Origin of the sequence: Streptomyces sp. NPDC007164 (assembly GCF_040634135.1) — a bacterium.
Taxonomy (GTDB): Bacteria; Actinomycetota; Actinomycetes; order Streptomycetales; family Streptomycetaceae; genus Streptomyces; species Streptomyces sanglieri.
In genome coordinates this window covers 25,180-48,760 of the sequence record NZ_JBEYFB010000045.1, presented here as the reverse complement: position 1 = coordinate 48,760, position 23,581 = coordinate 25,180, and the positions used below count along the sequence as shown (strand labels likewise).

General features: G+C 70.3%; 25 protein-coding genes, 1 other RNA gene and 1 pseudogene. 16 read left to right on the top strand and 11 right to left on the bottom strand.

Features of this window, described 5'->3' with window-relative positions; translation table 11 throughout:
- Nucleotides 1-38: 38 nt before the first annotated feature.
- Complete coding sequence (locus ABZ622_RS34420) at nucleotides 39-875, bottom strand: AfsR/SARP family transcriptional regulator (RefSeq protein WP_360550074.1); 837 nt, start codon at nucleotides 873-875, stop codon at nucleotides 39-41.
- Between the two features lie 244 nt (nucleotides 876-1,119).
- Nucleotides 1,120-2,214: an aldo/keto reductase gene (locus ABZ622_RS34415; protein WP_360550052.1), complete on the bottom strand. Its 1,095-nt coding sequence runs from the start codon at nucleotides 2,212-2,214 to the stop codon at nucleotides 1,120-1,122.
- Between the two features lie 658 nt (nucleotides 2,215-2,872).
- On the opposite strand from ABZ622_RS34415, the gene ABZ622_RS34410 reads away from it, so the two are divergent.
- Nucleotides 2,873-3,424, top strand: coding sequence for a hypothetical protein (locus ABZ622_RS34410; protein WP_360550050.1), 552 nt, complete (start codon nucleotides 2,873-2,875; stop codon nucleotides 3,422-3,424).
- Between the two features lie 116 nt (nucleotides 3,425-3,540).
- On the top strand, nucleotides 3,541-4,140 hold the full coding sequence (locus ABZ622_RS34405; protein WP_360550048.1) for a hypothetical protein: 600 nt from the start codon (nucleotides 3,541-3,543) through the stop codon (nucleotides 4,138-4,140).
- 67 nt (nucleotides 4,141-4,207) lie between these two features.
- On the opposite strand, the gene ABZ622_RS34400 is transcribed toward ABZ622_RS34405, so the two are convergent.
- Entirely contained in the window at nucleotides 4,208-5,443 is a 1,236-nt protein-coding gene (locus ABZ622_RS34400) for an AI-2E family transporter (protein ID WP_360550046.1), read from the bottom strand.
- A gap of 146 nt (nucleotides 5,444-5,589) precedes the next feature.
- Here ABZ622_RS34400 and ABZ622_RS34395 point away from each other — a divergent pair, with 146 nt between their 5' ends.
- The 4 genes and pseudogenes from ABZ622_RS34395 to ABZ622_RS34380 all read left to right on the top strand — a co-directional run.
- Nucleotides 5,590-6,528 carry an FAD-dependent oxidoreductase gene (locus tag ABZ622_RS34395; protein ID WP_360550044.1) on the top strand — a complete coding sequence of 313 codons (939 nt, stop codon included), beginning with the start codon at nucleotides 5,590-5,592 and terminating at the stop codon, nucleotides 6,526-6,528.
- A 67-nt stretch (nucleotides 6,529-6,595) separates the two neighbouring features.
- Nucleotides 6,596-7,177: a hypothetical protein gene (locus ABZ622_RS34390; protein WP_360550042.1), complete on the top strand. Its 582-nt coding sequence runs from the start codon at nucleotides 6,596-6,598 to the stop codon at nucleotides 7,175-7,177.
- A 114-nt stretch (nucleotides 7,178-7,291) separates the two neighbouring features.
- Entirely contained in the window at nucleotides 7,292-7,942 is a 651-nt protein-coding gene (locus ABZ622_RS34385; RefSeq protein WP_360550040.1) for a DUF3592 domain-containing protein, read from the top strand.
- Between the two features lie 142 nt (nucleotides 7,943-8,084).
- Nucleotides 8,085-8,195, top strand: a pseudogene (locus ABZ622_RS34380) (GNAT family N-acetyltransferase); the annotation flags it as partial.
- 57 nt (nucleotides 8,196-8,252) lie between these two features.
- Here the strand turns inward: ABZ622_RS34380 and ABZ622_RS34375 are convergent.
- The 3 genes from ABZ622_RS34375 to ABZ622_RS34365 all read right to left on the bottom strand — a co-directional run bounded on the left by ABZ622_RS34375 (nucleotide 8,253) and on the right by ABZ622_RS34365 (nucleotide 10,603).
- On the bottom strand, nucleotides 8,253-8,573 hold the full coding sequence (locus tag ABZ622_RS34375) for a hypothetical protein (protein WP_360550076.1): 321 nt from the start codon (nucleotides 8,571-8,573) through the stop codon (nucleotides 8,253-8,255).
- A gap of 403 nt (nucleotides 8,574-8,976) precedes the next feature.
- Nucleotides 8,977-9,330, bottom strand: a complete 354-nt coding sequence (locus tag ABZ622_RS34370) for a hypothetical protein (protein ID WP_360550072.1) — start codon at nucleotides 9,328-9,330, stop codon at nucleotides 8,977-8,979.
- A 16-nt stretch (nucleotides 9,331-9,346) separates the two neighbouring features.
- The gene (locus ABZ622_RS34365; protein WP_360550038.1) at nucleotides 9,347-10,603 is read right to left on the bottom strand and encodes a helix-turn-helix transcriptional regulator; all 1,257 of its coding nucleotides are present in this window, start codon (nucleotides 10,601-10,603) and stop codon (nucleotides 9,347-9,349) included.
- A 347-nt stretch (nucleotides 10,604-10,950) separates the two neighbouring features.
- Between ABZ622_RS34365 and ABZ622_RS34360 the strand changes: the two genes are divergently transcribed.
- The 6 genes from ABZ622_RS34360 to ABZ622_RS34335 all read left to right on the top strand — a co-directional run bounded on the left by ABZ622_RS34360 (nucleotide 10,951) and on the right by ABZ622_RS34335 (nucleotide 14,720).
- Nucleotides 10,951-11,241 (top strand): hypothetical protein, encoded by a 291-nt coding sequence (locus ABZ622_RS34360; protein ID WP_360550036.1) that lies wholly within the window; start codon nucleotides 10,951-10,953, stop codon nucleotides 11,239-11,241.
- Nucleotides 11,238-11,498 (top strand): putative ATP-grasp-modified RiPP, encoded by a 261-nt coding sequence (gene tgmA / locus ABZ622_RS34355; RefSeq protein ID WP_360550034.1) that lies wholly within the window; start codon nucleotides 11,238-11,240, stop codon nucleotides 11,496-11,498. The genes ABZ622_RS34360 and tgmA overlap by 4 nt, the downstream gene beginning before the upstream one ends.
- Before the next feature lie 5 nt (nucleotides 11,499-11,503).
- Nucleotides 11,504-12,463, top strand: coding sequence for an ATP-grasp ribosomal peptide maturase (gene tgmB / locus ABZ622_RS34350; protein WP_360550032.1), 960 nt, complete (start codon nucleotides 11,504-11,506; stop codon nucleotides 12,461-12,463).
- Nucleotides 12,460-13,623: an ATP-grasp peptide maturase system methyltransferase gene (gene tgmC / locus ABZ622_RS34345; protein ID WP_360550030.1), complete on the top strand. Its 1,164-nt coding sequence runs from the start codon at nucleotides 12,460-12,462 to the stop codon at nucleotides 13,621-13,623. The genes tgmB and tgmC overlap by 4 nt, the downstream gene beginning before the upstream one ends.
- A 17-nt stretch (nucleotides 13,624-13,640) precedes the next feature.
- Nucleotides 13,641-13,937, top strand: a complete 297-nt coding sequence (locus ABZ622_RS34340; protein WP_360550028.1) for a DUF6087 family protein — start codon at nucleotides 13,641-13,643, stop codon at nucleotides 13,935-13,937.
- A gap of 348 nt (nucleotides 13,938-14,285) precedes the next feature.
- Nucleotides 14,286-14,720, top strand: coding sequence for a hypothetical protein (locus ABZ622_RS34335; protein WP_360550026.1), 435 nt, complete (start codon nucleotides 14,286-14,288; stop codon nucleotides 14,718-14,720).
- Nucleotides 14,721-14,916: 196 nt separating this feature from the next.
- Here the strand turns inward: ABZ622_RS34335 and rnpB are convergent.
- Nucleotides 14,917-15,318: RNase P RNA component class A (gene rnpB / locus ABZ622_RS34330), an RNA gene on the bottom strand.
- Nucleotides 15,319-15,577: 259 nt separating this feature from the next.
- Between rnpB and ABZ622_RS34325 the strand changes: the two genes are divergently transcribed.
- Both ABZ622_RS34325 and ABZ622_RS34320 read left to right on the top strand, forming a co-directional pair.
- Nucleotides 15,578-16,369 (top strand): MerR family transcriptional regulator, encoded by a 792-nt coding sequence (locus ABZ622_RS34325; RefSeq protein ID WP_360550024.1) that lies wholly within the window; start codon nucleotides 15,578-15,580, stop codon nucleotides 16,367-16,369.
- Nucleotides 16,366-17,202 (top strand): hypothetical protein, encoded by an 837-nt coding sequence (locus tag ABZ622_RS34320; protein WP_360550022.1) that lies wholly within the window; start codon nucleotides 16,366-16,368, stop codon nucleotides 17,200-17,202. The genes ABZ622_RS34325 and ABZ622_RS34320 overlap by 4 nt, the downstream gene beginning before the upstream one ends.
- Before the next feature lie 30 nt (nucleotides 17,203-17,232).
- On the opposite strand, the gene ABZ622_RS34315 is transcribed toward ABZ622_RS34320, so the two are convergent.
- Nucleotides 17,233-18,675, bottom strand: a complete 1,443-nt coding sequence (locus ABZ622_RS34315; protein ID WP_360550020.1) for an RNB domain-containing ribonuclease — start codon at nucleotides 18,673-18,675, stop codon at nucleotides 17,233-17,235.
- Between the two features lie 129 nt (nucleotides 18,676-18,804).
- Here ABZ622_RS34315 and yaaA point away from each other — a divergent pair, with 129 nt between their 5' ends.
- Both yaaA and eda read left to right on the top strand, forming a co-directional pair.
- A complete protein-coding gene (yaaA, locus tag ABZ622_RS34310; protein WP_360550018.1) occupies nucleotides 18,805-19,605 on the top strand; it encodes a peroxide stress protein YaaA in 801 nt (266 codons plus the stop codon).
- A gap of 175 nt (nucleotides 19,606-19,780) precedes the next feature.
- Nucleotides 19,781-20,401 carry a bifunctional 4-hydroxy-2-oxoglutarate aldolase/2-dehydro-3-deoxy-phosphogluconate aldolase gene (eda, locus tag ABZ622_RS34305; protein WP_360550016.1) on the top strand — a complete coding sequence of 207 codons (621 nt, stop codon included), beginning with the start codon at nucleotides 19,781-19,783 and terminating at the stop codon, nucleotides 20,399-20,401.
- A gap of 318 nt (nucleotides 20,402-20,719) precedes the next feature.
- Here the strand turns inward: eda and ABZ622_RS34300 are convergent, their stop codons facing one another.
- Genes ABZ622_RS34300 through ABZ622_RS34290 form a run of 3 tightly spaced genes read right to left on the bottom strand, consistent with a single transcriptional unit; the run spans nucleotide 20,720 to nucleotide 23,561 of the window.
- Nucleotides 20,720-21,979 carry a bifunctional RNase H/acid phosphatase gene (locus tag ABZ622_RS34300; RefSeq protein ID WP_360550014.1) on the bottom strand — a complete coding sequence of 420 codons (1,260 nt, stop codon included), beginning with the start codon at nucleotides 21,977-21,979 and terminating at the stop codon, nucleotides 20,720-20,722.
- Nucleotides 21,979-22,722 carry a C4-type zinc ribbon domain-containing protein gene (locus tag ABZ622_RS34295; protein WP_360550070.1) on the bottom strand — a complete coding sequence of 248 codons (744 nt, stop codon included), beginning with the start codon at nucleotides 22,720-22,722 and terminating at the stop codon, nucleotides 21,979-21,981. Before ABZ622_RS34295 ends, ABZ622_RS34300 begins: the two co-directional genes overlap by 1 nt.
- Complete coding sequence (locus ABZ622_RS34290) at nucleotides 22,719-23,561, bottom strand: Nif3-like dinuclear metal center hexameric protein (protein ID WP_360550012.1); 843 nt, start codon at nucleotides 23,559-23,561, stop codon at nucleotides 22,719-22,721. The genes ABZ622_RS34295 and ABZ622_RS34290 overlap by 4 nt, the downstream gene beginning before the upstream one ends.
- Nucleotides 23,562-23,581: the final 20 nt, after the last annotated feature.

Sequence of the window (23,581 nt, the reverse complement as noted above, 5' to 3'; positions counted from 1 at the left end):
CCTCCTCGGGAGAGCCCCTCGTCGAACAGGGCGGAGCGTCAATGTGCCAACCAGTCGCTGTGCTGCCGCTGCCGCGGCCGGTCGGCGTAACGGAAGTCGAGTGACGGGTCGGAGTTGAGCATGGCCTCGTGCAGTTGCTGGACCGCGCGCGAGGGTTCGAGGCCGAGCTCGTCGACCATGTTCCGGCGCAGGCACTGGTACTCCTGTATCGCGTCGAAGCGCCGGTCGGACCGGTACAGAGCGAGCATCAGCTGCTGGTACAGCCCCTCGGAGAAAGGGTGCTCCATGACCAACTGCCGCAACTCGCCGAGCACTTCGCGGTGCAGGCCGAGCGCCATCTCGGCCTCGACGGCCTGCTCCACCACGCGCAGCCATTCCTCGTCCAGTTTGGTGGCGTAGGCGCTGAGCGCCCTGCCGTGCCGGACGTCGGCGGCGAACGGGCCGCGCCAGCAGGACTGTGCGGCCCGGAGCAGGCCGGCCGCCTCTGCCATCACCCCACGTTCCAGGGCCCGTTTGCCCTGGGCGGCAAGGCTCTCGAACTGGCGGAGGTCGATGGACTCGGGCGGTACGTCGGCGACGTAACCGGCGTACGCGGTGCGCAGCCACTGGGGCTGGTCCGGCCCGGTCGGCCCGGGCTCCCCCGGCCCCGCATCCGGGTCCGCCGTATGACGGACCCGGATCGCCTTGCGCAGTTGGTAGATGTATGTGTGCAGGGTGGTCAGAGCGGTCAACGGGGGTTTCTCGCCCCACAGTTCGTCGATGAGCGAAGCCGTGTGTACGACGTGGCCGCTGTGGAGAAGCAGCAGAGTCAGCACGCTGCGCACCTTTGGTGCGGAGAGCGTCACCCGTCGTTCCCCATCGAAGACCTCTAGCATGCCGAGTAGGCCGAAACGCATGTCTGCTCCCACGGGCTGGTCGGAACCGGCGAGACGCCGTGTCGTCGCGCGAGGTGATGATCGATCGGCGTCACGCCCGGCTTGGTCGGTTGCCCCGACATGACGAAGAGCCGGACAGAGCGGTACGACGTCGTCGGCGTACCCGCAGCCCGGATGCGATGGCCACACGGGGAGACGGCCCACCGTCCGCCTCCGGCGGCACGGTGCCTGCGCTCCCGCGGTGTCAGTTGGTTCTCTGCTGATTCATCGGCGCCTGCCCGTCCTTGCCCGGATCGCCGGCTGGGGTGCCGTGGACCAGGTCCTGGAATTCCTGGGCCAGAAAGTCGTAGGGGTGGGGGGTGGACGGGGCGGACACCTCGTCGAGCGAGGCCATCACCCCGTCGGGGAACTCGGTGTTCGCAGCTTCCAGGTTGTCCAGCAGCTGCGCCCGTGAGGACACGCCGAGGGTGACGCTGGTGAGGCGGGGGTTGCGCAGCAGCCACGCCAGGGCCATCCGCGCGGGGCTTTCACCGGTCTGCTCCGAGAGTTGACCGAGGCGGGCGAGGGTGCGGTGGACGATGTCCTGGAAGGGGCTGACGGTGGCGCCCAGGATGCCTTCGGTCAGACGTCCGGCCCCTTCGAGGCGGCGTCTTCGCGAATCCACCCGGTACCGCCCCGTCAACAGACCTCCCGCCAGGGGGCCCCAGGAGACGAGACCGGTGCCGCCGTGTTCGGCGTACGAGAGGTACTCGTGTTCCAACGAGCGCGTGAGCAGGTTGTAGTTCAACTGCACCGCGGCGATCGGCGGGAGGCCCCTTCCCGCGCACAGCCCATCCGCGTAACCGAGGTACCAGCCGGGTACGTTGCTCAGGCCGAGATAACGGATCTTGCCCTGGGCAATCAAATCGGTCGCCGTCTCCAGCGTTTCCTCGATGGAGGTGACGCGGTCCCAGAGATGGACGTAATAAAGATCTACATAGTCGGTATCCAGCCGACTCAGCGAATTCTCGACTGCGGCGGTCATTGCCCGACGGCTGCACCCACCGCTATTGACATCGCGCTGATCGGTGCGATAGCCGAACTTCGTCGACAGAACCACTCGGTCACGAGCGGAGCGCCGCTTCAATGCACGGCCGAGCCATTCTTCACTTTCCCCGTCGTTGTAGGCGTTCGCAGTGTCGAACAGATTGATTCCCCGCTCCAACGCGGTGTCGATCAGCGCGTCGGCCTCGGCCGGCGCCATCGACCAGCGCGGCCCCCAACGAGACCCCAAAGTGGCCGTACCCAGGCTCAACGCAGAGACGCGGATGCCTGTCCGGCCGAGCCTCCGGTACTCCACAGCACGATCCTCCCTGAGATGGGGCGAGAGAAGCCGACACGGATACGGATGTGACGACTCCGGTTGAAGACCGCCACCACCGACCGATACGGCTAACTTATTGGAGAATATTTACCTGTCATTTACACTGCCTTCCGAGTGGACGATCCCGCGGGCAACGATCTTGCACACGTCAGTCTTCATGAGTCCGCTAGCACTATCAACAGGCCCCGAACGGGAGGGCCGAAAGCAACCCCTTGAGGGGTATGGATATGCGCGAATAGTTGGCGAATCGGACGGATACCTCAATACATAGACAGCAGGCATCGATCCGGTCCTCCACTTCGACCACATGGCCACACGCGGCAAGACACTCTGGCCAGGCTTTTTGGTGTACGCGCCACTGAATATACGGAATTTCGCGTTCCGTAACCGTTCGGGGTCGATTCCCTGATTTTCCCGGCCAGATTTCGGATTCCCCTGGTCCGGTGGCAGTTGCCCCCGCGTGCGGCGCGGGAGACAGTGAAGAGGGGCACGGCGGAGAGGAGGAAGACACGCGGTCGCCGGCCGAAGGCACTCCTGGTAGAGCGACAGCGGCCGCCCGCTCGTCAGCTCCCGCAAAGCCTCCGGCCACTCTTCGTTTCTCGGAAACCGGCGAAAACCGGCGAACGGAGGAGCCATGTCGACCGAGACCCTCATAGCGATCATCGCCGCGGTGGTGGTCGTGCTGCTGCTGTGCGCGCTCGTGACGTGGAGAGTCACGCGCAGACGTCACCTGAGAGAACAGTTCGGCCCCGAGTACGAACGGGTCGTGGAGGAGGAAGGAAGCCGTTCGGCCGCGGAACGGGAGCTGCGGGAACGGCAGCAGCGCCATGACGCGCTGGAGATCAAGCCACTCTCGGCGACGGATCGCGAGAAGTACGCCCAGGGCTGGAGCAGGGCCCAGGAGGAGTTCGTCGATCACCCCGACGACGCGGTCCACGAAGCCGACCGGCTCGTGACCGCGCTCATGAGCGAACGCGGCTATCCGACCAAGGGGTTCGAGCAGCAGGTCAGCGATCTCTCGGTCGAGCACGGCCGGACGCTGGAGAACTACCGCACCGCCCACGAGGTGAGTGACCGCAGCAGCCGTCATCAGGCCACCACGGAAGAGCTGCGGGGCGCGATGGTCCGCTACCGGACCCTGTTCGACGAGCTGCTTCACAACGGCCATCGGCCACAGGAGCAGTAGCTCCGCAGGGCAGTGCCTGGGAGCAGTGCCTGGGAGCAGTGACTGAGAGCAGGCCCACATGCTCTCCCGGCCGGGCCGCACCGGCCGCAGGAGAGACCGGATGGAGGCAGAGCGAGATGGAGACGGGACACCGGGGCCCACTGGGGTCCGACACGAACGACGTGAACGACGTGAACGACACGAACGACGTGAACCATGTGAACGACGCGCGCAGTCTGTCCACCGATGATCTGAGCGGCGCCGGCGACACGAAGGCCGAAACCCGCGAACGCCCGGCCGAAGCTCCACCGGCCTTCCCGGGAGAAGCCACATCGGCCGACCGGCCCACGGGAGCCGCCGCCGGGGCGGAGCCCGCGAAGACACCCGGCGCCGGGCCTGACCGGGCCGCGGACAAGACCGCGGACGAGACGGCGGACAAGGCCGCGGACAAGGCGGTGGACGAGGCGGTGGACGAACCGCTCCTCGGCAGCGAGCAGGAGGAGTTCCGCGGCAGGTGGCAGCGGATCCAGGGCGACTTCGTGGATGACCCCCGGGAAGCGGTCGGTGCCGCGGACACCTTGGTCGCGGAGGTGATGCAGGCGCTGGCCCGGACGTTCTCCGACCACAAGCAGGCGCTGGAGGGCCAGTGGCAACGGGGCGAGGAAGTGGCGACCGAGGATCTGCGCGTCGCCCTGCAGCGATACCGTTCGTTCTTCAATCGGCTGCTGAAGACGTGAGCCCTCCCTCGCCGTTGGTACGGCCGGCCGCCGTGCCCGGCAGGAGTGCGCCGCACCGCACACCCGCTCACCGGCTCGCCCGCTCACCCGCCCGCCCGGACTCGCGTGCCCGGCGCAGGGCCTGATGGACCGACCAGGCGACCGACACGAGCGGTACGGCCACCACCGCGCCCAGTACGCCGGCCGCGATGGCGCCGCCGATCACCGAGAGCGCGACGACGACCGGGTGCAGCCGGACGGCCCAGCTCATCACGAGCGGGTGCAGGAGATGACCCTCGATCTGGCCGATGACCACGATCAGCGCGATGACGACCGCCGCCACGATCGGTCCCTTCGACGCCAGCGCCACCACGGCGGCGACGGCGAGCGCGATCGGTGAGCCGATCAGCGGAATGAAGGCGGCGAAGAACTCCAGCAGCGCCAGGGGAAGAGCCAGCGGCACCCCGAGGGCGAACAGGGCCAGTCCCACGAGTACGGCGTTGGTCGCCGCCACCACGATGATGCCGTGGGTGTACCCGGTGAAGGTCCGCCAGGCCGCCCGGCCCCCGATCGACACCCCGTCCCGGGCCGTCTCCGGAAGCTGGTCGCAGAACCAGTGCCACTGCCGATCGCCCGAGTGGATGAAGAAGACCGAGCAGAACAACGCGAGGACCAGGACCGTCACCACCGCCACCAGCCGGCCCAGCCCGCTGACGGCTGTGCTGACGATGGTGGAGCGATGGCTGGACAGGAACTCTCCGATACGGGACTGGATGTCGTCGAGCGTTCCCCGGTCGAGCCGGAACGGCGGCCCCTCCAGCCATTGTTCGATCCTGGCGAGCCCGTCGCTGAACTCCCGCTCCAGCCCGGCCTGCTCTCCGGCGACCGCCTCGCCGACGAGGCTCAGCACACCGAGGACGAGGACGATACTGCCGATCAGCGCCACGGCGACGGCGAGCGGCCGCGGCATCCGGCGCGCCAGCAGGTTCGCGACCGGTCCCAGCACCGCGGTGACGACCAGGCCGAGGAAGACGGCCGCCGCCACCTCGTGGAACCGCCCCAGCACGGAGAAGACCGCGTACACGACGGCTCCCACGACGAGAATCCGCCAGGCGTAGGCGGCGGCCGTCCTGAGCACCGGGTTCACCCCGGGCTCGTACCGCGGACCGGCCGGCACCTGCCGCGTTGCCGGGTTCCGCGCTGCCGGGCGGGTCATGCCGCGCAGCAGCGCCTGACGTGACGCGGCACGGATCCGGCGCCGTCGCCCTTCGGACGGTGCGCCGGGGTCCGTGTTGTCGGGCTGCGGATGTGTTGGCCTGGGCATTCCCTGCTGGTACCAGGAGGGACCGCGTCCTCCCGGTATCGCGCGGCGACATGCGCGGGATGTCACCCCAGGGGCGGAGTCGGGTGTCGGGCACGTGGTGGGACGACTCACTGCGTACGCGGGGGCCCCGGTGCTGGAATGGTCCCATGGCCGACACACCGTCCCGCACCGGATCGCCCGCGACCCACGACACCGACCTGATCGTCGTCGGAGGCGGACCGGCCGGCTGCGCCGCCGCCCGCATGGCCGCCGGCGTCGGCATGCGCTCGGTCCTGATCGAGCCGGACGCCCTGTGCCGCAACCTGTACCGCATCCCGGCCCTGAACAACGTTCTCGGCGGTCACACCAGCGGCCCCGCACTCGCCGACTCCATCACCGCGGAACTGAAGAGCACGGAGCCTTGCCGCCTGGCACTCGGCCGACGCGTCGTCGGACTCCGCGCCGCCGACGACCACGTCGCCGTCACCCTGGACACCGGTACTCGCCTGACCGCTCCGTACGTGGTCGTCGCCACCGGAGTCGGCCCCCTCCAGCCCCGCGACGTCCCCTGGGTCACTGCCCCCGACGCCCCCACCCTGTCCCCGCTCTGGCAGGCCGAAGCGGACGACGCCGAAGACCGCACCCTGCTCGTCCTCGGCGGCGACCGCCCGATCGGCACGTTCCTGCGCGCCCACCCGACCACCGCCACGCGCCTGCTCGTCGCCTACCCCGAGGCCGACGCATACAAGATCGAAGAGATCCGCGACGACGCCCGTGTCACGCTCCTGCCCGTCGAGCACCTGATCCTGTCCCCCTCCGAAGGGACAGCGGTGACAGCCGAAGCAGTGCGCCGGGACGGCGAACGGCACCCGGTCACGGCGGACGCCGCGTACGTGAGCATCGGAAACGCACCCACCGCCCCGCCCGGCGACCTCGTCCGAGGTCCGGACGGCTACTGCCCGCCGCCCCGCCAGCACCCCCGCGTCATCGTGGCCGGCGACCTGCGCTCCGCCCGCTTCCAGCGGATCATGACGGCCCTGGGCTCCGGCAGCGAAGCCGCGCTGCATGCCTACTACGCGGCGCGAGACCTCCCCGTCAGCGGCTGAGACACCCGCCGGGGCCACCGGAAGACCACCGGCCCCCTGGACCAGCCCCACTGGATATTGTGCGGATATGAAGATCACAGCGCTCGGTCTCGCGGTCGGGGTGGCGTTCGGGACGGCAACGGCGCTCGTCAACGCCCTCTCTTCCCCGTACTCGGAGATCGGGATGCCGTTGACCGGCACGATCGTGGGCAGGACGGCCAAGGTGCTGAGCCTGCTGCTGGACGCCGGCTGGTCGTGGGCCGCGCTGGCGGTCCTGACGGGCTGGCTGGCCAGGAGCCTTGCCCGGGGCGCGATCGCGGGAGCGCTGTCTCTGGTGGGAGCGACAGTGGCGTACTACGTCACGGACTCCGTCGTCGCGGATGCCAGTACGGACATGGGCGCCTGGGTGACGGTGGGTGTGCCGTTCGGGCTGGCCCTCGGCGCGATCGGCTCGGCCGTCAGACGCTCCGGGACGGTCGGTCTGCTTGCCGCGTTGGTGGTCCCCGTGGGGGCGGCGGCGCAGATGATCGTGATGCCGCCCAGGCCGCATCTCAGCGTGACCCCGTCCATCCTCGCCGCCGAGGTCATCGTCTGGACCGCCGCCGCGCTCGGCGCCGGGTGGGCGGTGCGCCGTTTCTGGACCCAGCGGAAAGTGGTCGGGACGGTTTAGCCCGCTGCGACGTCCTGGACGGGCGGAAGGTTCGGACGACGGGGGTGCGGGAAGCGCCTGAAAGCAAGTGTCACCGCGGTACCGCAGTGACTTCCGGCGGGGAGGGCGGGCGGCATGACGAATGCCAGGACACGCGTCGGGAATGTCGTGCCGCGCGTCGTACGGTCGGTACGGGGGTGGACGCCGCACCGGCCGCGCCTGGCGGGGGCGGCGATGGGCCTCGGCGCGGCGGCGGTGCTGGTGGGATGTGGGCTCGCGAACGCCGTGATCGGGCACGGTCGGCTGCCGGTGCAGGTGTCGCTGGTCGTGGTGTCGGCCGCGGTGGTGCTCGCTCTGCCGGTGATCGTCGCGCCGCCGGAGAAGCGGATGCTGGCGATGGTGCTCTGCCTGGTGGTCCTGGTGATCGCGATGCCGGCCGGTTTCCGCGACGCCGTACTGAGCGTCCGCGGCGAACGGACACCCGCGACGGTCACCGAGATCACCCGCTCCCCGAGGCCGCGCACCGGAGGCGATCAGTACGAGTGCACGATCCGGCTCCCCGACGGCCGCGAGACGTTCGTCGACGGCAAGGAGGTCTGCACCGCGTCCACCCGCGTCGGCGACCGCATCCGCGTGTACACCGACCCGTACGACCTGGTCACCGCGAAGGCAAAGGCCCCCGCGGTCACGTTCCCCATCCTCGGAACGGTCGTCGGTGTGGCCACGCTGCTGCTGGTCGTGGTGACGTCCCAGACGATGGGGCGCAAGCGCCGCGCCCCCGAATAGGACCTGGGGGCGCGGGAACCCCCGGACAGGCAGAACGGGAACAGGCAGGCCGCACGGACCCAGGCGGGTGCCACAACGTGCCTCACCGGCAAGGCCCTTCACCTGTGCGCCCGCAAGGATCGCTGCCATGCACATCCAGCCCCGCGATCTGCGGTCCCTGCACCTTGTGGCGCTGGTGCAGGAGTTCGGTCCGACCTGTCTGGTCGCCCGCGACGAGGACGGAATCCGCGGACACGTCATCGGGTTCGTCACCGCCCCCATGCTTGACCAGCGAACTCGCCGTCACCGCATCCGGAAGGACGGCGGCTGCTCAGCCGATGGCTTTCACCGACAGAGGGCTCTGATAGGCCACCGCCCGGCCAGGGGCCAGATCCCCGGTGTGGTTGGAGCAGTTCGCGTCGAAGTAGTAGCTCACCGTCTTGGTCGTCTCGTTGGAGAGCAACTGTGCACGGACCTGAAGAGTGAGGCAGACGCCGTCCGGTGGGTTGGAGATCTGGAACTCCTGTTGAGCGGCGTTCCAGTACCGGATCCTTCCCGGGGCGGCCTGCGCGTTGGCGGTCAGGCCGACCGCAAGCACGACTGCGGTGCCGACCGTCAGACCGAGCCTGCCCAAGTGTGCGAATCGGAGCATGAGAGGTGTCCCCTTTCCTGTGTGACACGGGCTCTTTGTGTTCAAGCCCTCCAGGAGGGACATCCCACCGACCGGCGCCATTCAGAGGAGATCCACGCGAATCATCGCCAAACGAGTGATAGTTCATGTAACCGGATCGTCTGCTTCGACGGTTACCGTTCGGCCTCTTCCACCGCCTGCATGACCATGCCCTGCACAGAGAGTTCCACGGCCGGCTGCGCGGGCGGGTCCGCGAGGGCCTTCAAGGGGCAGACGAGTCGGGCTGTACGCCGGGGACTGTCGGCGCAACGCTATGACCTGCACAAACGTGCAGGGATGGTGCTTCCGTGGCTACTTTGATGGCTACGTAACAAGACATCCCCGCCCGGATCGGCCCGGACGGGGACGTCGCCGCTCCTGAGATTCAGACGGTCCCTTCGATGCGTTCGAAGATGTCCGCGTCCGTCTCCCTCTGCCAGACCGGCAGGTCGGACCAGTCGGCAACATATCCGGGCTTCGGGTCTTCGAAATACCGGAACATCTGGGCGGTCCAGCAGATCGCGACGAATCGGCCCTTCTGCTCGCGGGTGAGCCTCGCCGCATGCCCGCCGCTGACCTCGATGAAGTCGCGCACCTGCCCGTACACGGCGGTAGCCGCTTCGCGCTCCCACTCGGGCGTGTCGTCCCACGGCGTGACGTAGCCAGGCTTGGGCTCACCGGGGTAATGCTTGTTCACACCGTCGATCCACGCCTCGCGGAAGATCCGGCCGTCATTCATGCGCGTGTCCCTCTCGTCATGCGGTGCGCGGAAGCGCCGCGATTCGGTGATCAAGAGTCGAGACTCGGTCATCGGACATGAGCGGGGCAAGACCCCCCCGAAGCCCGTCCAGCTTCCTGCCGATGAATCCCGAATTCGACCGGTCGGCCAGTCCGAGCGCTTGCTCCGTGTAGTACACGACCTGGTCGATGTCCCGTCTGTGCGCCCCGAGCACGGCGAGGTCGCTCAGGACGGCAGCGCGGCGACGCAGGGACAGAGGCTGGGCAAGGGCTGCGGTGAGCGCTTCGTCGGCGAGATCAGGGCGGCCCAGTTGGAGGTAGCAGGCCCCTCTCTCCTCTGCCAGGCGGGAGCCGTCGAAGCGGAGCCAGCCGCCGTTATGGGAGTGAGCGCTGTCGAGGGCGTGCACTTTCTCAGCTTCGTCAAGAGCCCGGTTGCACGCGTCGAGATCGCCCACGGCCGCGTACGTCTGCGCCTGGACGGCCGCGACCCAGTGACGGGTGGAGAGAGTGTCGTCGCCCCTCCGGGCGATGCGGAAAGCTGCCGCGAGCAGGGGCTGGGCAGCGTGCGCGCGGCGCGCGTACAGCTCGACGTACGCGTGGCGGGTCATGGCACAGGCCCACAGGTCGTGGTCGCCACCGGCGTAGGCCGCGTTGGCGGCCAGCGTGTAGCACTGCGCGGCGTCGGTGTACCGGTTGGCGTCGAAGAACAGCTCGCCGACGAGCTGGTAGAGGTCGGCCGTCATCCGACACAATCGGGACCGATCCACAGCAGTACGGGTCTCGGTCAATCCCTTCGCCATCACATCGAGCTGTGCGCGCACCGCAGGGAAGACGACCTGCTTGGCGTCCGATAGCGCGTAGACCTGCCAGAGGCTGCGATGCAAGGCGTCCCCCGTCTCCAGTAGCGTCGACGCTGCGCGCCCTCGGGCGGCATCATCGGGATCGGGAAGTGCGACCAGCGCACCCGTAACGGCGAGCAGACCCAGGACTTCGCGGCGCTTCATCTCGTCATCATCACCATGGAGGAGGGGTGGAGCAGCGGAGAGCCCGGCTGTCTCGGCCGGCTGTTCGTCGGAGAGAAGGGCTTCCAGCTCGGGGAGGGTCACTCCCAACAGCCCTGCGGTCTTCGGCCGTTGATGGGGACGCGGGGTGGCACGACCACTTTCCCAACGGACCACGGTGGACGCGGCCACCGAGAGCGCTTCTGCGAATTCCTCCTGAGAGTAGCCCCGGGCCGCGCGCCGTTCCGCAAAGTGCCTTCGCCTCGACGTCATAGGTCTCCCCTCACGAGAACTCTTTCACGCACTCATACCCGCCACGCGCCAACGCCTGGAAAACGCCCGGGTATTGCGCGAGGTCCGCTCTGGGAGAAGGTAACGGATCGTCGTTGACTGGTCACACGCCGCTCGGAGGCCGAAGGACCCTCCGGGCGGCCCCCGACGGAGAGGAGGGACCGAGTGACATCCTCCGGACTGCCCCGCAGGAACCCTGGCGCCAGTGGCCGTACGTACACGCCGCCGGAGCCCCGACCGGGTGCGCCGAGCCGGGCTCTTCGGGTGCGAGCGGCCGGCGGCTGGGAGAGGTTCATGCGCCGCATCGAGACCCAGCAGGAGCCGGAGGAGTGAACCCGGTCGGTTCCGACGGCTACGAGCACCACCCGCTCCTGGAGGAGCTTGTCCGTGACATCGCCTCGCGTGGGGAGGGTGTGCTCGTCGCCGTCACACACGAGCTCCACAGCCACGGCACGGTCCGCATCGCGCACATCCGGCCCGCGTCCGGAGTCGAATGGACGACCGCGGCCGACAACATCCAGTCCGCTCGCCCCCTGAGCTGCGGCCCGCAGATCGCCGTCCGCACCCCCTGGCGCAGACGGATTCCCGCACCACACCCTTCAACCCAAGGAGTCTCATGACCACCTCTGTCGCACTCCCCTCCCCCACGCGGCCGTGGGGTGCGGGCCGACTCGCGCCCTACCCGACGGTCATCCGCCGACCCCACGCCACGGTCGCCATCGACCCCACGACGCAGCTCGGGGTGTTCCGCGACCGCGTCGGGCGGGTGGTCGAGATGGGCAAGCACGGCACCAGCTCGGGCACCGAGACCTCCACGACGACGAACTCGGACTCCCGGAACGACCAGGGTCACGATCAGGACAGCACGCAGGACTGATGACCATGACCGAGGAGAGGCCGGTTCTGGTGGCCACCGAGGCGGACGACATCACCGCCGACATGGTGATCACCGAACTCAACCGGCGAGATGTGCCGGTGGTCCGGTTCAACCCCGCCGACATCGGCGAAAACCTCACGGTCTCGGCTCGGTTCGGCACCTGCCCGGCCCCGGTGGTCGGGCAGGTGCGTACCCCGTCGAGAACCGCTGATGTGACCCGGGTCCGGTCGGTGTACTGGCGCCGCCCGGAATGGCCCACGTTTCCCCACCTGTCCGCTGACGACTCTCGGTTCGCGGCGGCGCAGGTCCGCTACGGACTCGGTGGCACCCTCTTCGCCCTGGGCGGCCCGCTCTGGGTCAACCACCCCCTGCGCATTGCCGCAGCCGACTACAAACCCGCGCAGCTCGTACTCGCCCAGCAACTCGGCTTCACCATCCCTCCCACCCTTGTCACCAACGACCCGGACGAGGCCCGCGAGTTCGTCCAGGCTCAAGGACAGGCGATCTTCAAGGCGCTGCGATGGACCCCCTACACGCGTGACAGCGTGCCGATGACGGGATGGACCGCCCCCGTCACCCCCGGCGAGATCGACGACAGCGTTCGGGGCGCGCCCCATCTGTTCCAGGCCCGCGTGGACAAAGTCGCCGACCTTCGCGTACTGCTCGTAGGCCGGCACACGTTCGCCGTACGCATCGACTCCGACCTCCTGGACTGGCGCAAGGACTACAGCGCCCTGACTTACACCGTGGAGCACCTTCCCGACCGGGTGGCCAAGGGACTGCATGCCTACCTGGACCGGCTGGATCTGGTATCGGGAAGCTTCGACCTCGCGGTCGACCGGGCGGGGGCCTACTGGTGGCTGGAACTGAATCCCAACGGACAGTGGGGGTGGCTGGAGAACGAGACTGGCCTCCCGATGTCCGCTGCCTTCGCCGACCTACTCGCACAAGGAGATCGCCGATGACCGACCCGGCATCCGAGCGACGCCGCATGGCAATCGTTCTCATGAATGAAGGGGTCCTGAAATCCCCCTGGCTGCGTGAGGCCATCGAGTCCGTCCCCCGCGAGCGGTTCCTCCGCCCGGGAGTCTTCCTGGACGAGGGGCGGACCTGGCTGCCCGTCACCGCCACCGACACGAATCCGGACGAGTGGCTGAAGATCGCATACAGCGTCGACACCCTCACCACCCAGCTCGACGGCCACCTCACCGCCGACCAGGCCGACGAACCCGTAGTGGGTGTGCCCACGTCCTCCTCGACCGACCCGGCCACCGTCGTCGGCATGATCGAGATCCTGGACCTCGTGACGGGCCACCGAGTCCTGGAGATCGGCACAGGCACCGGCTACTCCACAGCCCTGATGTGCCACTACCTCAGCGAGGACAACGTCGCCACGGTCGAGGTCGACGCGCAGGTGGCCGCACGCGCCGATGCCGCTCTCGAAGCTGTCGGCTTCTCGACGTGGACGGTGACGGGCGACGGGCTCCTCGGCCACCCGTACCGGGCACCGTACGACCGGGTCATCGCCACCTGCGCGGTTCGCCGCATCCCGTACGCCTGGATCAGGCAGACGAACCCTGGAGGCATCGTCCTCGGCACGGTCGGCTCGTGGCCGTGGGGAACCGGCCTCGCGAAACTGACCGTCGGCGATGACGGCACCGCCGGGGGCTCGTTCGTCGGGCGCTCCTCCTTCATGCAGGCGCGTGCCCAGGCAGTGGCCCCCGCGGCTGGCGATCTCTCCGCCCGGACCGCGTACGCGGACAGCGAGCGGCGCACTCAGGTGTCTCCTCTTGTCCTGGAGGAGTGGATGCCCGCCTTCCTTGCGCAGTTGGCGGCGCCCGGCGTTCAGTTCGTCCGCGCGACGGGCGGTGACGGCTCGCCCTTGCGGTATCTGTTCGATCCAGAGAAGGAGTCGTTCGCCGAGTTCCTCGCCGACGGCGAGAACTGGACCGTCCGCCAAGGCGGTCCAGTGGCCCTGTGGGACGACGTGGAACGTTCCCTCGTCGCCTGGCGGGGCGCCGGGGCGCCGGAGATCGACTCCGTACGGCTCCACGTGACGCCCACGTCCCACCGGTACTGGATCGACCAGGCGCCCTCCCTGCGCTGGGAACACCGGATCACCTGACTCACTACGCTCCGGACATGGACGACGAACCGCTCTCCCAGTGGGCCGAGCGTCGCGATGCGAGGATCGGGCAGTTCCGCGCCGTACCCCTCGTCACCGGCGACGGCCCGAGGGCATCGCATCTGAACCCCGATGCTCCCCGCGCGATCCAGCGGTGGAACGGCCATCTGTGGGAACCGCACAGCTTCTCGGCGAACCTCGCGGAAGCACGACGCATCCTGTTTCCCCACACCGAGGCTGCCTCCACCCGTGAGGCAACACCGAAGCTCGGCCCCGGGACCGGCAGACATCGGAAGCCTCCGACTTCCTCATGATTCTCTGGCGTCCAAGCCATACCTCTGAAACCGGCCCCCAGTGGTAGACCACCTGCGGCACACTGGCGCCCTTGAGCACCGACATATCCGATGACCCATGGGCACAGCGGGTATTTGACGTGGCTGGCCCGCGATACTCGCTACGCTCTGGCAGCCCTGAACGCCCTGGTTGGCTATACGCAGACCACTCCGGTACCACCAGCCGCCTGGGTCTGCTTCGAGGACTTCCTTTCCTTCGCGGGAAAGGTCTCCCGGACTCTGTGGCCAATAGGAAAGAGCCCGAAAGGGACCGTTGAGGGCCTGAAGTGGCGGACGAAGCGAGGTGCGTTTCTACGAAGGATTCTTGAGGTGGAGGACTCGTCCCCACTGGAGGCCCGCGAAGTCCGTGACGGAAGCGAGCACTTCGACGAGCGCCTTGACGAGTGGATCGTCAGCCTGCCTCGCCCCACCGTCGAGGAGTGGCAGGCAGGCACCAAGCCCACATACCCAGCTCCCCCCATGCGCCTTATCAACGTAGAGGCGGGCACGATCCAAGTCGCCGGCGCGGACCTGGATCTGCGTTTCATGGCTGCGGAACTTCAGCGACTCCTGACCAAGATCGAGGAGCTTGAGCCGTCGGTGGCCGCACTCCCCGCTGACATGGCGGCTCTGCTGTCCACCTCGCCCCCGTTTCCGATCATCCCGTTCGACGCACCCGCGCAGAACCCTGGCGGCATTCATGCCTGGCTTGACGAGCAGAATTCCCCCGGACCCGGCCCCGGGACCGCAACAGCGGACACCTAGGCGTATACGCATCACACGGAGGGCCCCCCGACTCAGCCAACACCCATACCAAGCCGCCCAGCATGGCTACCTTCATGGCTACCTTCATAGCCGCGAGGTCCGGTTAGATCCGGTATGGAACGGGGTGAGGTGACGCCCACGATTCCATGAGAAAAGGCCCCTGGCCTGCAATATTGCAGGCCAGGGGCCTGAGCGGCAGACGAGTCGGGCTGTACGCCGGGTTCTGTCGCCCGGTCGCCTCGCGGCGGCCGGGGAGACGGCCATCCATCTAGGACCGGCATTGCTGCCGGTCTCGTGCGGTCTACCCGCGAACTCGGGCGGGCAGCCCTCGATCATTCGCGCAGGGCCGTCTTGCGACGGCCCCTCTTGACCTTGCTCCGGGTGGGGTTTACCTAGCCGCCTGAGTCACCTCAGGCGCTGGTGGTCTCTTACACCACCGTTTCACCCTTACCGAGGACCGAGGTCCCCGGCGGTCTGTTTTCTGTGGCACTGTCCCGCGGGTCACCCCGGGTGGCCGTTAGCCATCACCCTGCCCTGTGGAGCCCGGACGTTCCTCGGGGAGATCCGAGGATCCCCACGCGGCCGTCCGCCCGGCTCGTCTGCCGTGCCGACCATGCTACCCGCCTGACGGGGGCCGCCGGCCGGGGACCGCCTGCGTGAGCGGTTCGTGCGGCTCGGCAGTCAGGTCACACACCTTCCTCGGTCGCCCGCCGGGCTGCGGGGTCGGTGGATCAGCTGTTCGCGGAACAGGGAGTGATTCCCTCGGGCGTGGCAGCGGGACCGCGCGAGGCTGTCGGATGCGGAGGGGCGCGGTGAGCGCTTGACCCTGCCGCGGCGTCAACGTTTCTACTGGCCTCATGCGTATCGGAGAGATCGCCGCGCTCGTCGGGGTCACCTCGCGGGCCATCCGGCACTACCACCACATCGGTCTGCTTCCCGAGCCCGGGCGCCGGGCGAACGGTTACCGCTCGTACGGCGTGCGGGACGCCGTGGTGCTGGCCCGGATCCGGCGGCTCACCGAGCTGGGGCTCGGGCTGGACGAGGTGCGGGACGTGCTCGGGGACACAGCGGGCCGTGAACTCATGGAAGTACTCGCCGAGTTGGACGCGGACCTGGCCCGGCAGGAGGCCGGGATCAGGGAGCGGCGGCGTCGGCTGGCCGAGTTGCTGGAGGCGCCGGTCTCCGACGAGGAGACCGTGCCGCCCGCGCTCGCCGAGCTGCTGGGCACGGGGCCGGCCACCGGTTCGCCCTCGGCCGACAGGGATCGTGAGCACCTGACGCTGCTGGATACGTCGGGCATGGGCGGTGAGGTCCGGGCCGCGTTGATGAGGCTGGCCGATGACCCGGCCGTACCCGTTCTGTACGAGCGGCTGGACGCGCTGTCCGGGGCGCCGGTGGGCGATCCGCGGATCGCCCCGCTCGCCGCCGACCTGGTGGCCGCCGTGCCGGACGAGGTGCTGGCGGCGATCGGGGCGGACGGGCCGGTCGTTCCGGGGTTCGGCGAGGCGCTGCTCGACGACTGGGCGCCCGCCCAGGCCGAGGTGGTGCGCCGGGTGATGGCCGGTCTGGCCGAGCGCGTGGCGGGGGCCGGGGGCGAGGGACGTGCGGGAGACGAGGAGCGTGCGGGAGACGAGGGGAGTGCGGGATGAGTGTGCGGGTTGCGCGATGGGCCGTGGGGGGTGTGGTGGTGGCCGAGGTGGTCCTGGTGGGCTGTCTGTCGGCCGGGGTCCAGGTGCCCACGGTGGTGCTGCTCGGGGCCAGGGCGTCGGCGGTGGTGCTGCTCGGGTTCGAGGCCGTGGTCCTGGGGCGGCTCCTGCGCGCGGGACGCCGTGCCGGGCTCGGGTGGCGGGAGGCGACGGCGGCGGCGCTGCGTACGGTCGTACCGGAGCGGGCGCGCCGGCTCACCGCGCACGAGGTGCGCGCCCTGCACAGCCTCGGGCTGTGGGTGCGGGGGCGGCGGCACGGCGTTCCCGAGGGTGCCGTCGCCGTCGCGTACACGGGCCCGCAGACCGCGATGATGTACGGCCTGCTCTTCGTCTCCGTGGTCGAGACGGTGATGCTGGCGCTGCTGGTCCCTTGGCCCCTCGTGCACGGGATTCTGCTGGTGCTGGACGTGTACGGGGTGGTGTTCGTCCTGGCGCTGCACGCCTCGTGCGTGACCCGGCCGCATGTGGTGGCTGCCGACGGGGCGCTGCGGCTCCGCTACGGCGGGCTGTTCGATCTGCGGATCCCCGCCGACGCGGTCGCCGGGGCGCGGATCGAGCGCCGGTTCCCCGAGGGCGGCCCGGTGCGGGCGGGTGCGGACGGGGTGCTCGATCTCGTCGTGGGCGGGCAGACCACCGTGAGCGTGGAGCTGACCGCTCCGGTGGAGTTCGTGCGGCTGCTGGGGAAGCGGGGGCAGGCGCGGACGGTCCGGTTCCACGCGGATGATCCGGGCGCCGTGGTGGCCGCGCTCGGGCGGGGGCGCGAAGACGCCGGGTGACCGGGCCGGGGACCGCCTCTCCCCTCCTGCTCATACCGGGGCGAAGAGCACCTTCGACGAGCCGGGGTCCGCCTGGGTCAGCCTGACCCGCAGCCGCTCCCCCAGCGGGAGTTTCGTGTCGCCGCCGTCGATCCGGGCGACCACCGCCGGGTCGTCGATGTGGACGGTGCCGGTGGTGGGTTCCTGGTCCGCCACGTCGACCACGTACGCGTCGAAGATCTCGCCGATCCGGTCCTTGAGCAGCGCGGCCTCGACCAGGTCGACGCACTCGCGCTCGACGGTGTTGGCGCGTCTGGTGCCGTCCGCCATCTCCTTCGGCAGGCCGGGCAGTGCGGCACTGACCCACTCCGGCGGTTCCTGTTCCGCGACTGCGGCGAGGCAGAGCTCGGCCGCGTACCGGTCGACCAGGCGGCGCAGCGGGGCGGTGCAGTGCGTGTAGAGGTCGGCGACGGCGGCGTGGACGGCGGGGGTGGGGAGTTCGCCATGGTCGAAGACCGTGTAGCCGGCGCCGCGCAGCAGGGTGGTGCACTCCTGGAGGAACGCGGCGTGGTCGGCCCTGTTCGGGTCGAGGGAGCGGACGACCTGGGCGTACGGGACGTGGTGCGGCCAGTCGATGTGCAGTGCGTCGGCCGAGCGGCGGAGCCGGGCCACGGCGCCGTCCGGGGCGACCGGCAGCGTGCGCAGGATGCCGGTGCCGGTCTCGGCCATGAGGTGGGCGGCGGCCATGCCGGTCAGCAGGGAGAGCTGGGCGTTCCAGCCGTCGGCGGGCAGCGGGGCGCGGTATTCGAGGCCGTACGTGCCGTCGTGCGCGACGATCTCCTGTTCGGGCACGTTGAGGGAGATGCCGCCGCGGGCGACCTCCTGTTCCTCGCGGAGCCGTCCGATGTCGCGGAGCAGGGCCAGGGAGTCCTCTGCGGTGCCGGTGTCGATCTGCCGCTGGACGCCCGCGTAGTCGAGTTTGGCGCGGCTGCGGACGAGGGCCCGGCGCACCGAGGTGGCGACGACCCCGCCCTCGGTGTCGAGGTCGATCCGCCAGAGCGCGGCGGGGCGGGTCTGCCCCGGCAGGAGGCTGGCGGCGCCCTCGGAGAGCAGGGTGGGCTGGAGGGGCACCTTGCCGTCGGGGAAGTAGAGGGTCGTCACCCGGCGGTGGGCCTCGGTGTCGAGCGCTCCGCCGGGGCGCACGAAGGCGGCGACGTCGGCGATGGCGTAGTGCACCCGGTAGCCGTGCCGGCGGCGTTCGAGGTGCATGGCCTGGTCGAGGTCGGTCGAGGTGGGCGGGTCGATGGTGAGGAACGGCAGGTCCGTCGCGTCCTCGTGGGCCGATACCGCCGGGTCCTTCGCCGCCTGTGCCGCTTCGGCGAGGACCTCGGCCGGGAAGTCGTCGGGAAGGCCGAGCTCGGTGCGCAGTTCGCGCAGGGACGCCCTCAGCGGGGAGTCGGCCGGTCCGGTCATGCGGAGATGGCGGCGGGGCATGGACCGAGCGTAGGTCGGGGCGGGGCGGGCGGCATCCCGGGCGGCGGCCCGGACGGCCCCGCCGCCCCCGTACGCTGGCGCGGGGGAACCGGTCCCGCCCCCTGACCGTGCGTACGAAGGAGAACCGCCGTGCTCGTGCTGTTGCCGCCCTCCGAAGGAAAGGCCGCCTCGGGGCGCGGTGCTCCCCTGAAGCCGGAGTCGCTGTCGCTGCCCGGTCTGGCCGAGGCGCGGGCGGCGGTGCTCGACGAGCTGGTCGAGCTGTGCACGGCGGACGAGGAGAAGGCCCGCGAGGTGCTCGGGCTGAGCGAGGGGCTGCGCGGCGAGATCGCGAAGAACGTGGAGCTCCGGACGGCCGGGACGCGTCCGGCCGGGGAGATCTACACGGGCGTGCTGTACGACGCGCTGGACCTGGCCTCCCTGGACGCGGCGGCCAGGCGGCGGGCAGGAAAGTCGTTGCTGGTCTTCTCCGGGCTGTGGGGCGCCGTGCGGGTGGGCGACCGGATTCCGTCGTACCGCTGCTCGATGGGCGTGAAGCTGCCGGGGCTGGGCGCGCTCGGGGCGTACTGGCGTGACCCGATGGCGCGGGCGATGCCGGAGGCGGCCGGCGACGGGCTCGTCCTGGACCTGCGGTCCTCCGCGTACACCGCTGCGTGGAAGCCGAAGGGCGAGGTGGCGGAGCGCACGGCGAGCGTGCGGGTGCTGCACTCCCAGTTGGTGGACGGGGTCGAGAAGCGGTCGGTGGTCAGCCACTTCAACAAGGCGACGAAGGGGCGGCTGGTCCGCGATCTGCTGGTCTCCGGCGCACGACCGAAGGGGCCCGCGGAGCTGGTGGAGACCCTGCGCGGGCTCGGGTACGTGGTGGAGGCCGAGGTTCCGGCGCGGGCCGGGCGGGCGTGGTCGATCGATGTCGTGGTGACGGAGATCCACTGAGCCGACGGCCTCCTCCGGGTGGGTCGTCGAATCGTGAGCGTTGCATCGGTCGTCGAGTCACGCGTGCCGCATCGGTCGTCCGGTCGAACGTGTCGCATCGGTCACCCAATCGCGCATGTTGCATCATGTGCAACGCTCGTTGCGTACAGTGCGTTCGGCGCGGCAAGATGAGCGCATGACCTCCTCTGTGCTGGATCTCGCCCCTGTCGTGCCCGTAGTCGTCCTGGAGGACGCCGCCGACGCGGTGCCGCTCGCCCGGGCCCTGGTCGCGGGCGGGCTCCCGGCCATCGAGGTGACGCTGCGCACGGCCGCGGCGCCGGACGCGATCAGGGCGATCGCGGCCGAGGTGCCGGACGCGGTGGTCGGCGCCGGCACCGTGATCTCCGGGCGGAACGTCTCCGACACTGTCGCCGCGGGCGCCCGGTTCCTGGTCAGCCCCGGCTGGACGGACCGGCTGCTGGACGCGATGAAGGCCTCGGGGGTGCCGTTCCTGCCGGGCGTCTCCACCACGTCCGAGGTGGTCGCGCTGCTGGAGCGCGGGGTCACCGAGATGAAGTTCTTCCCGGCCGAGGCGGCCGGCGGCACGGCGTACCTGAAGGCGCTCTCCGCGCCGCTTCCGCAGGCCCGGTTCTGCCCGACCGGCGGCATCTCGCTCGGCTCGGCGCCGTCCTACCTGGCGCTGCCCAACGTCGGTTGCGTGGGCGGCAGTTGGATGGTCCCAGCGGATGCGATCGCGGCGAAGGACTGGGCGCGGGTGGAGCGGCTGGCGTGCGAGGCGGCGGCGCTGCGCGGCTGATCTCCCCCACCCGCCCCTTCCCGGAACCGGGGCTCGGCCCCGGACCCCGGTGGGTGTGGGCGAGGCGCGGGGCACTCCCGCGCCCCAGCAGAAACGGCGGCTTCACGCTGCCGGGGAAGCCGTTCCGCTGCCCCGCCGAAGCGGAAGGCCCTCTGCTGTCCCGCCGGGAGGTTGCCGCATCCGCGCGGGATCCTCCGCTCGCCGCCTCACCCCAAGAGCGACGTGTCACTCGGCACCCGAACTGTCACGTTCCCGCCCACGCACCACATCACCGCCGACACCGGAACGAAAACCGGGCGCCACTCCCCCGCCCCCGCCTCACCGCAAATGCGATGTGTCGTTGAGCAGCCTCACCGACGCGTTGCCGTCCGCGTAGTACGCCACCGCGGAGACCGAGGCCGCCGAGAGTTCCATCCGGAACATGGCCTCCGGCGGGGCGCCGAGTGCCAGCCGGACCAGGGTCTTGATCGGCGTCACATGGGTGACCAGCAGGACCGTGCGGCCCGCGTAGCGGGTGGTGAGGCGGTCGCGGGTGGCCGAGACACGGCGGGCGACCTCGGCGAAGCTCTCGCCGCCGCCGGTGGGGGCCACCTTCGCGGAGGCCAGCCAGGCGTCCAGGTCGGTGCCGTACCGCTCCCGTACCTCGGCGAACGTCAGCCCCTCCCAGGCACCGAAGTCCGTCTCACGCAGGCCCTCCTCGATCCGGACCTCCAGACCGAGCCGGGCCGCCACCGCGGCCGCCGTCTCGCGGCAGCGGCGCAGCGGGGAGCTGACGATCTCCTCGACCGTGCCGCGGTCGGCCAGCGACCGGGCGATGCACTCGGCCTGGTGGCGGCCGGCCGCCGAGAGTTCCGGGTCGCTGCCGCCGCTGCCGGAGAACCGCTTCTCGGGGGTGAGGGCGGTCTCGCCGTGCCGGAGCAGTACGAAGGTGGCGGGCGCACCGAGATCGGGCGCCGCGCCCCAGCCGACCTGCGGGGCCGCCGGGGAGGCCGCGGCCGGCCGGGAGGCCAGGGCCGCGCGGGCCTTCGCCGCGCCCGCCGCCGCGTCACCGGGCGGGCCGGAGACCGGCGGCAGGCCGGAGGCCGCCGAGGACCGGGGGGTGTCGAGGGAGGCCGTCGAAGCCGACGGCTCCCACTGCTTGCCGCGCTTGCCCGCGTCCATCGCCTCGTTGGCGAGCCGGTCCGCGTGCTTGTTCCTCTCGCGCGGGATCCACTCGTACGTGACGGCGGAGGCCGGCAGGATCCTGGCGGCCTCCGCCGCGAGCGGCTTCATGTCGGGGTGCTTGATCTTCCAGCGGCCCGACATCTGTTCCACGACCAGCTTCGAGTCCATCCGGACCCGTACCCGGAGCGCGCCGTCCGCCGAGGCGTCCGGCACCAGCGCCTTCGCCGCCTTCAGGCCCGCGATGAGGCCCTTGTACTCGGCGACGTTGTTCGTCGCGACGCCGATGTACTCGGCCGCCTCGGCGAGGGTCTCCCCCGTCGCCGGATCGATGACGACCGCTCCGTAACCGGCGGGCCCGGGATTGCCCCGGGATCCGCCGTCGGCCTCGATGACGAACTGGCGCGGCTGGGTCATTACAGGCCCGACTCCGACGTACGGACCAGGATGCGGTGGCAGTTCTCGCAGCGCAGGACGGTGTCCGGGGAGGCCGCCTTCACGTCGTTGACCTCGGTGATGTTCAGTTCGAGGCGGCAGCCCTCGCAGCGGCGCTGGTAGAGGCGGGCGGCGCCGACCCCGCCCTGCTGGGCGCGGAGCTTGTCGTACAGCTTCAGCAGGTCCGCGGGGACGGAACCGGCGACGACCTCGCGCTCCTTGGTGACAGTCGCGGCCTGCTCGTCGAGCTCCTTGGTCGCGGCGTCGCGGCGGGCGGTCGCGTCGTCGGCCTTGGCCTGGACGGCGGAGACCCGGTCGGACAGTTCGGTGACGCGCTCCTGGGCGGACTCGCGGCGCTCCATCACTTCGAGGACGACGTCCTCCAGGTCGCCCTGGCGCTTGGCCAGCGAGGTGATCTCGCGCTGGAGGCTCTCCAGGTCCTTCGGCGAGGTGACCGCGCCGGAGTCGAGACGCTGCTGGTCGCGGGCGGAGCGCTGGCGCACCTGGTCGACGTCCTGCTCCGCCTTGGTCTGTTCGCGGGCGGTGTCGCTCTCCTCGGTCTGCGAGGCGACCAGCAGGTCGCGCAGTTGCGAGAGGTCGCTGGTGAGCGACTCGATCTCGGCGTGCTCGGGCAGCGACTTGCGCCGGTGCGCGAGCTGCGACAGGCGTACGTCGAGGGCCTGGACGTCGAGGAGTCGGATCTGGTCGGCGGGCGCGGCGTTCAGTTGGGGGCTCCAGAAGAGTGGTGGGTGGTGGTGGTCCAGGGGTCGGTGACCTGCTTCGAGACGTGGACCCGCAGGTCCCATCCGTGGCGGTCGGAAATCGCGTCGAGCTGCGCCGCGGCCTGTTCGCACCAGGGCCATTCGGTGGCCCAGTGGGCGGCGTCGATCAGGCCGAGCGGGGAGTGCTGGACGGCTTCGGAGGCCGGGTGGTGGCGCAGGTCGGCCGTGAGGAAGGCGTCGGCCCCCGCGGCGCGCACCGCGTCGAAGAGGCTGTCGCCGGAGCCGCCGCTGACCGCGACGGTGCGCACCGTCGCCGCCGGGTCGCCGGCGAGCCGGATGCCCTGCGCGGTGGCGGGCAGCCGGGCGGCCGCGCGGGCGGCGAATTCGGCCAGGGTCTCGGGGTGGTCGAGCACGCAGATCCGGCCGAGGCCACGCCGGCCCTTCGGGTCGGACGGGTCCGGTACGAGGGGGCCCTCGACGCGCAGGTCGAGTGCGCCGGCCAGGGCGTCGGAGACGCCCGGGTCCGCGGTGTCGGCGTTGGTGTGCGCGACGTGCAGCGCGATGTCGTGCTTGATGAGGGTGTGCACGACCCGGCCCTTGAAGGTGTCGGCCGCGACCGTCGTCGTACCCCGCAGATAGAGCGGGTGGTGGGTGACGATCAGCTGGGCGCCGAGCCGGATCGCCTCGTCGGCGATCTCGTGGACGGGGTCGACGGCGAAGAGCACGCGGTCGACGACGGCGTCGGGGTCTCCGCAGACGGTGCCGACCGCGTCCCAGCCTTCGGCCCGCTCGGGCGGCCAGAGGGCGTCGAGCTCGGCGAGGACATCAGACAGACGGGGCACAAGCAAAGGCTACCTGCCCT

Excerpts from the sequence above, each read along its gene's own strand:
- ABZ622_RS34395 (WP_360550044.1), top strand. The coding sequence starts at position 5,590 with ATGGCCGACACACCGTCCCGCACCGGATCGCCCGCGACCCACGACACC.
- ABZ622_RS34390 (WP_360550042.1), top strand. The coding sequence starts at position 6,596 with ATGAAGATCACAGCGCTCGGTCTCGCGGTCGGGGTGGCGTTCGGGACG.
- ABZ622_RS34340 (WP_360550028.1), top strand. The coding sequence starts at position 13,641 with ATGGACGACGAACCGCTCTCCCAGTGGGCCGAGCGTCGCGATGCGAGG.
- ABZ622_RS34385 (WP_360550040.1), top strand. The coding sequence starts at position 7,292 with ATGACGAATGCCAGGACACGCGTCGGGAATGTCGTGCCGCGCGTCGTA.
- ABZ622_RS34315 (WP_360550020.1), bottom strand. The coding sequence starts at position 18,675 with ATGCCCCGCCGCCATCTCCGCATGACCGGACCGGCCGACTCCCCGCTG.
- ABZ622_RS34405 (WP_360550048.1), top strand. The coding sequence starts at position 3,541 with ATGGAGACGGGACACCGGGGCCCACTGGGGTCCGACACGAACGACGTG.
- ABZ622_RS34365 (WP_360550038.1), bottom strand. The coding sequence starts at position 10,603 with ATGACGTCGAGGCGAAGGCACTTTGCGGAACGGCGCGCGGCCCGGGGC.
- tgmB (WP_360550032.1), top strand. The coding sequence starts at position 11,504 with ATGACCGAGGAGAGGCCGGTTCTGGTGGCCACCGAGGCGGACGACATC.
- ABZ622_RS34320 (WP_360550022.1), top strand. The coding sequence starts at position 16,366 with ATGAGTGTGCGGGTTGCGCGATGGGCCGTGGGGGGTGTGGTGGTGGCC.
- ABZ622_RS34325 (WP_360550024.1), top strand. The coding sequence starts at position 15,578 with ATGCGTATCGGAGAGATCGCCGCGCTCGTCGGGGTCACCTCGCGGGCC.
- tgmA (WP_360550034.1), top strand. The coding sequence starts at position 11,238 with ATGACCACCTCTGTCGCACTCCCCTCCCCCACGCGGCCGTGGGGTGCG.
- ABZ622_RS34375 (WP_360550076.1), bottom strand. The coding sequence starts at position 8,573 with ATGCTCCGATTCGCACACTTGGGCAGGCTCGGTCTGACGGTCGGCACC.
- eda (WP_360550016.1), top strand. The coding sequence starts at position 19,781 with ATGACCTCCTCTGTGCTGGATCTCGCCCCTGTCGTGCCCGTAGTCGTC.
- ABZ622_RS34370 (WP_360550072.1), bottom strand. The coding sequence starts at position 9,330 with ATGAATGACGGCCGGATCTTCCGCGAGGCGTGGATCGACGGTGTGAAC.
- ABZ622_RS34410 (WP_360550050.1), top strand. The coding sequence starts at position 2,873 with ATGTCGACCGAGACCCTCATAGCGATCATCGCCGCGGTGGTGGTCGTG.
- ABZ622_RS34420 (WP_360550074.1), bottom strand. The coding sequence starts at position 875 with ATGCTAGAGGTCTTCGATGGGGAACGACGGGTGACGCTCTCCGCACCA.
- ABZ622_RS34400 (WP_360550046.1), bottom strand. The coding sequence starts at position 5,443 with ATGCCCAGGCCAACACATCCGCAGCCCGACAACACGGACCCCGGCGCA.
- ABZ622_RS34300 (WP_360550014.1), bottom strand. The coding sequence starts at position 21,979 with ATGACCCAGCCGCGCCAGTTCGTCATCGAGGCCGACGGCGGATCCCGG.
- tgmC (WP_360550030.1), top strand. The coding sequence starts at position 12,460 with ATGACCGACCCGGCATCCGAGCGACGCCGCATGGCAATCGTTCTCATG.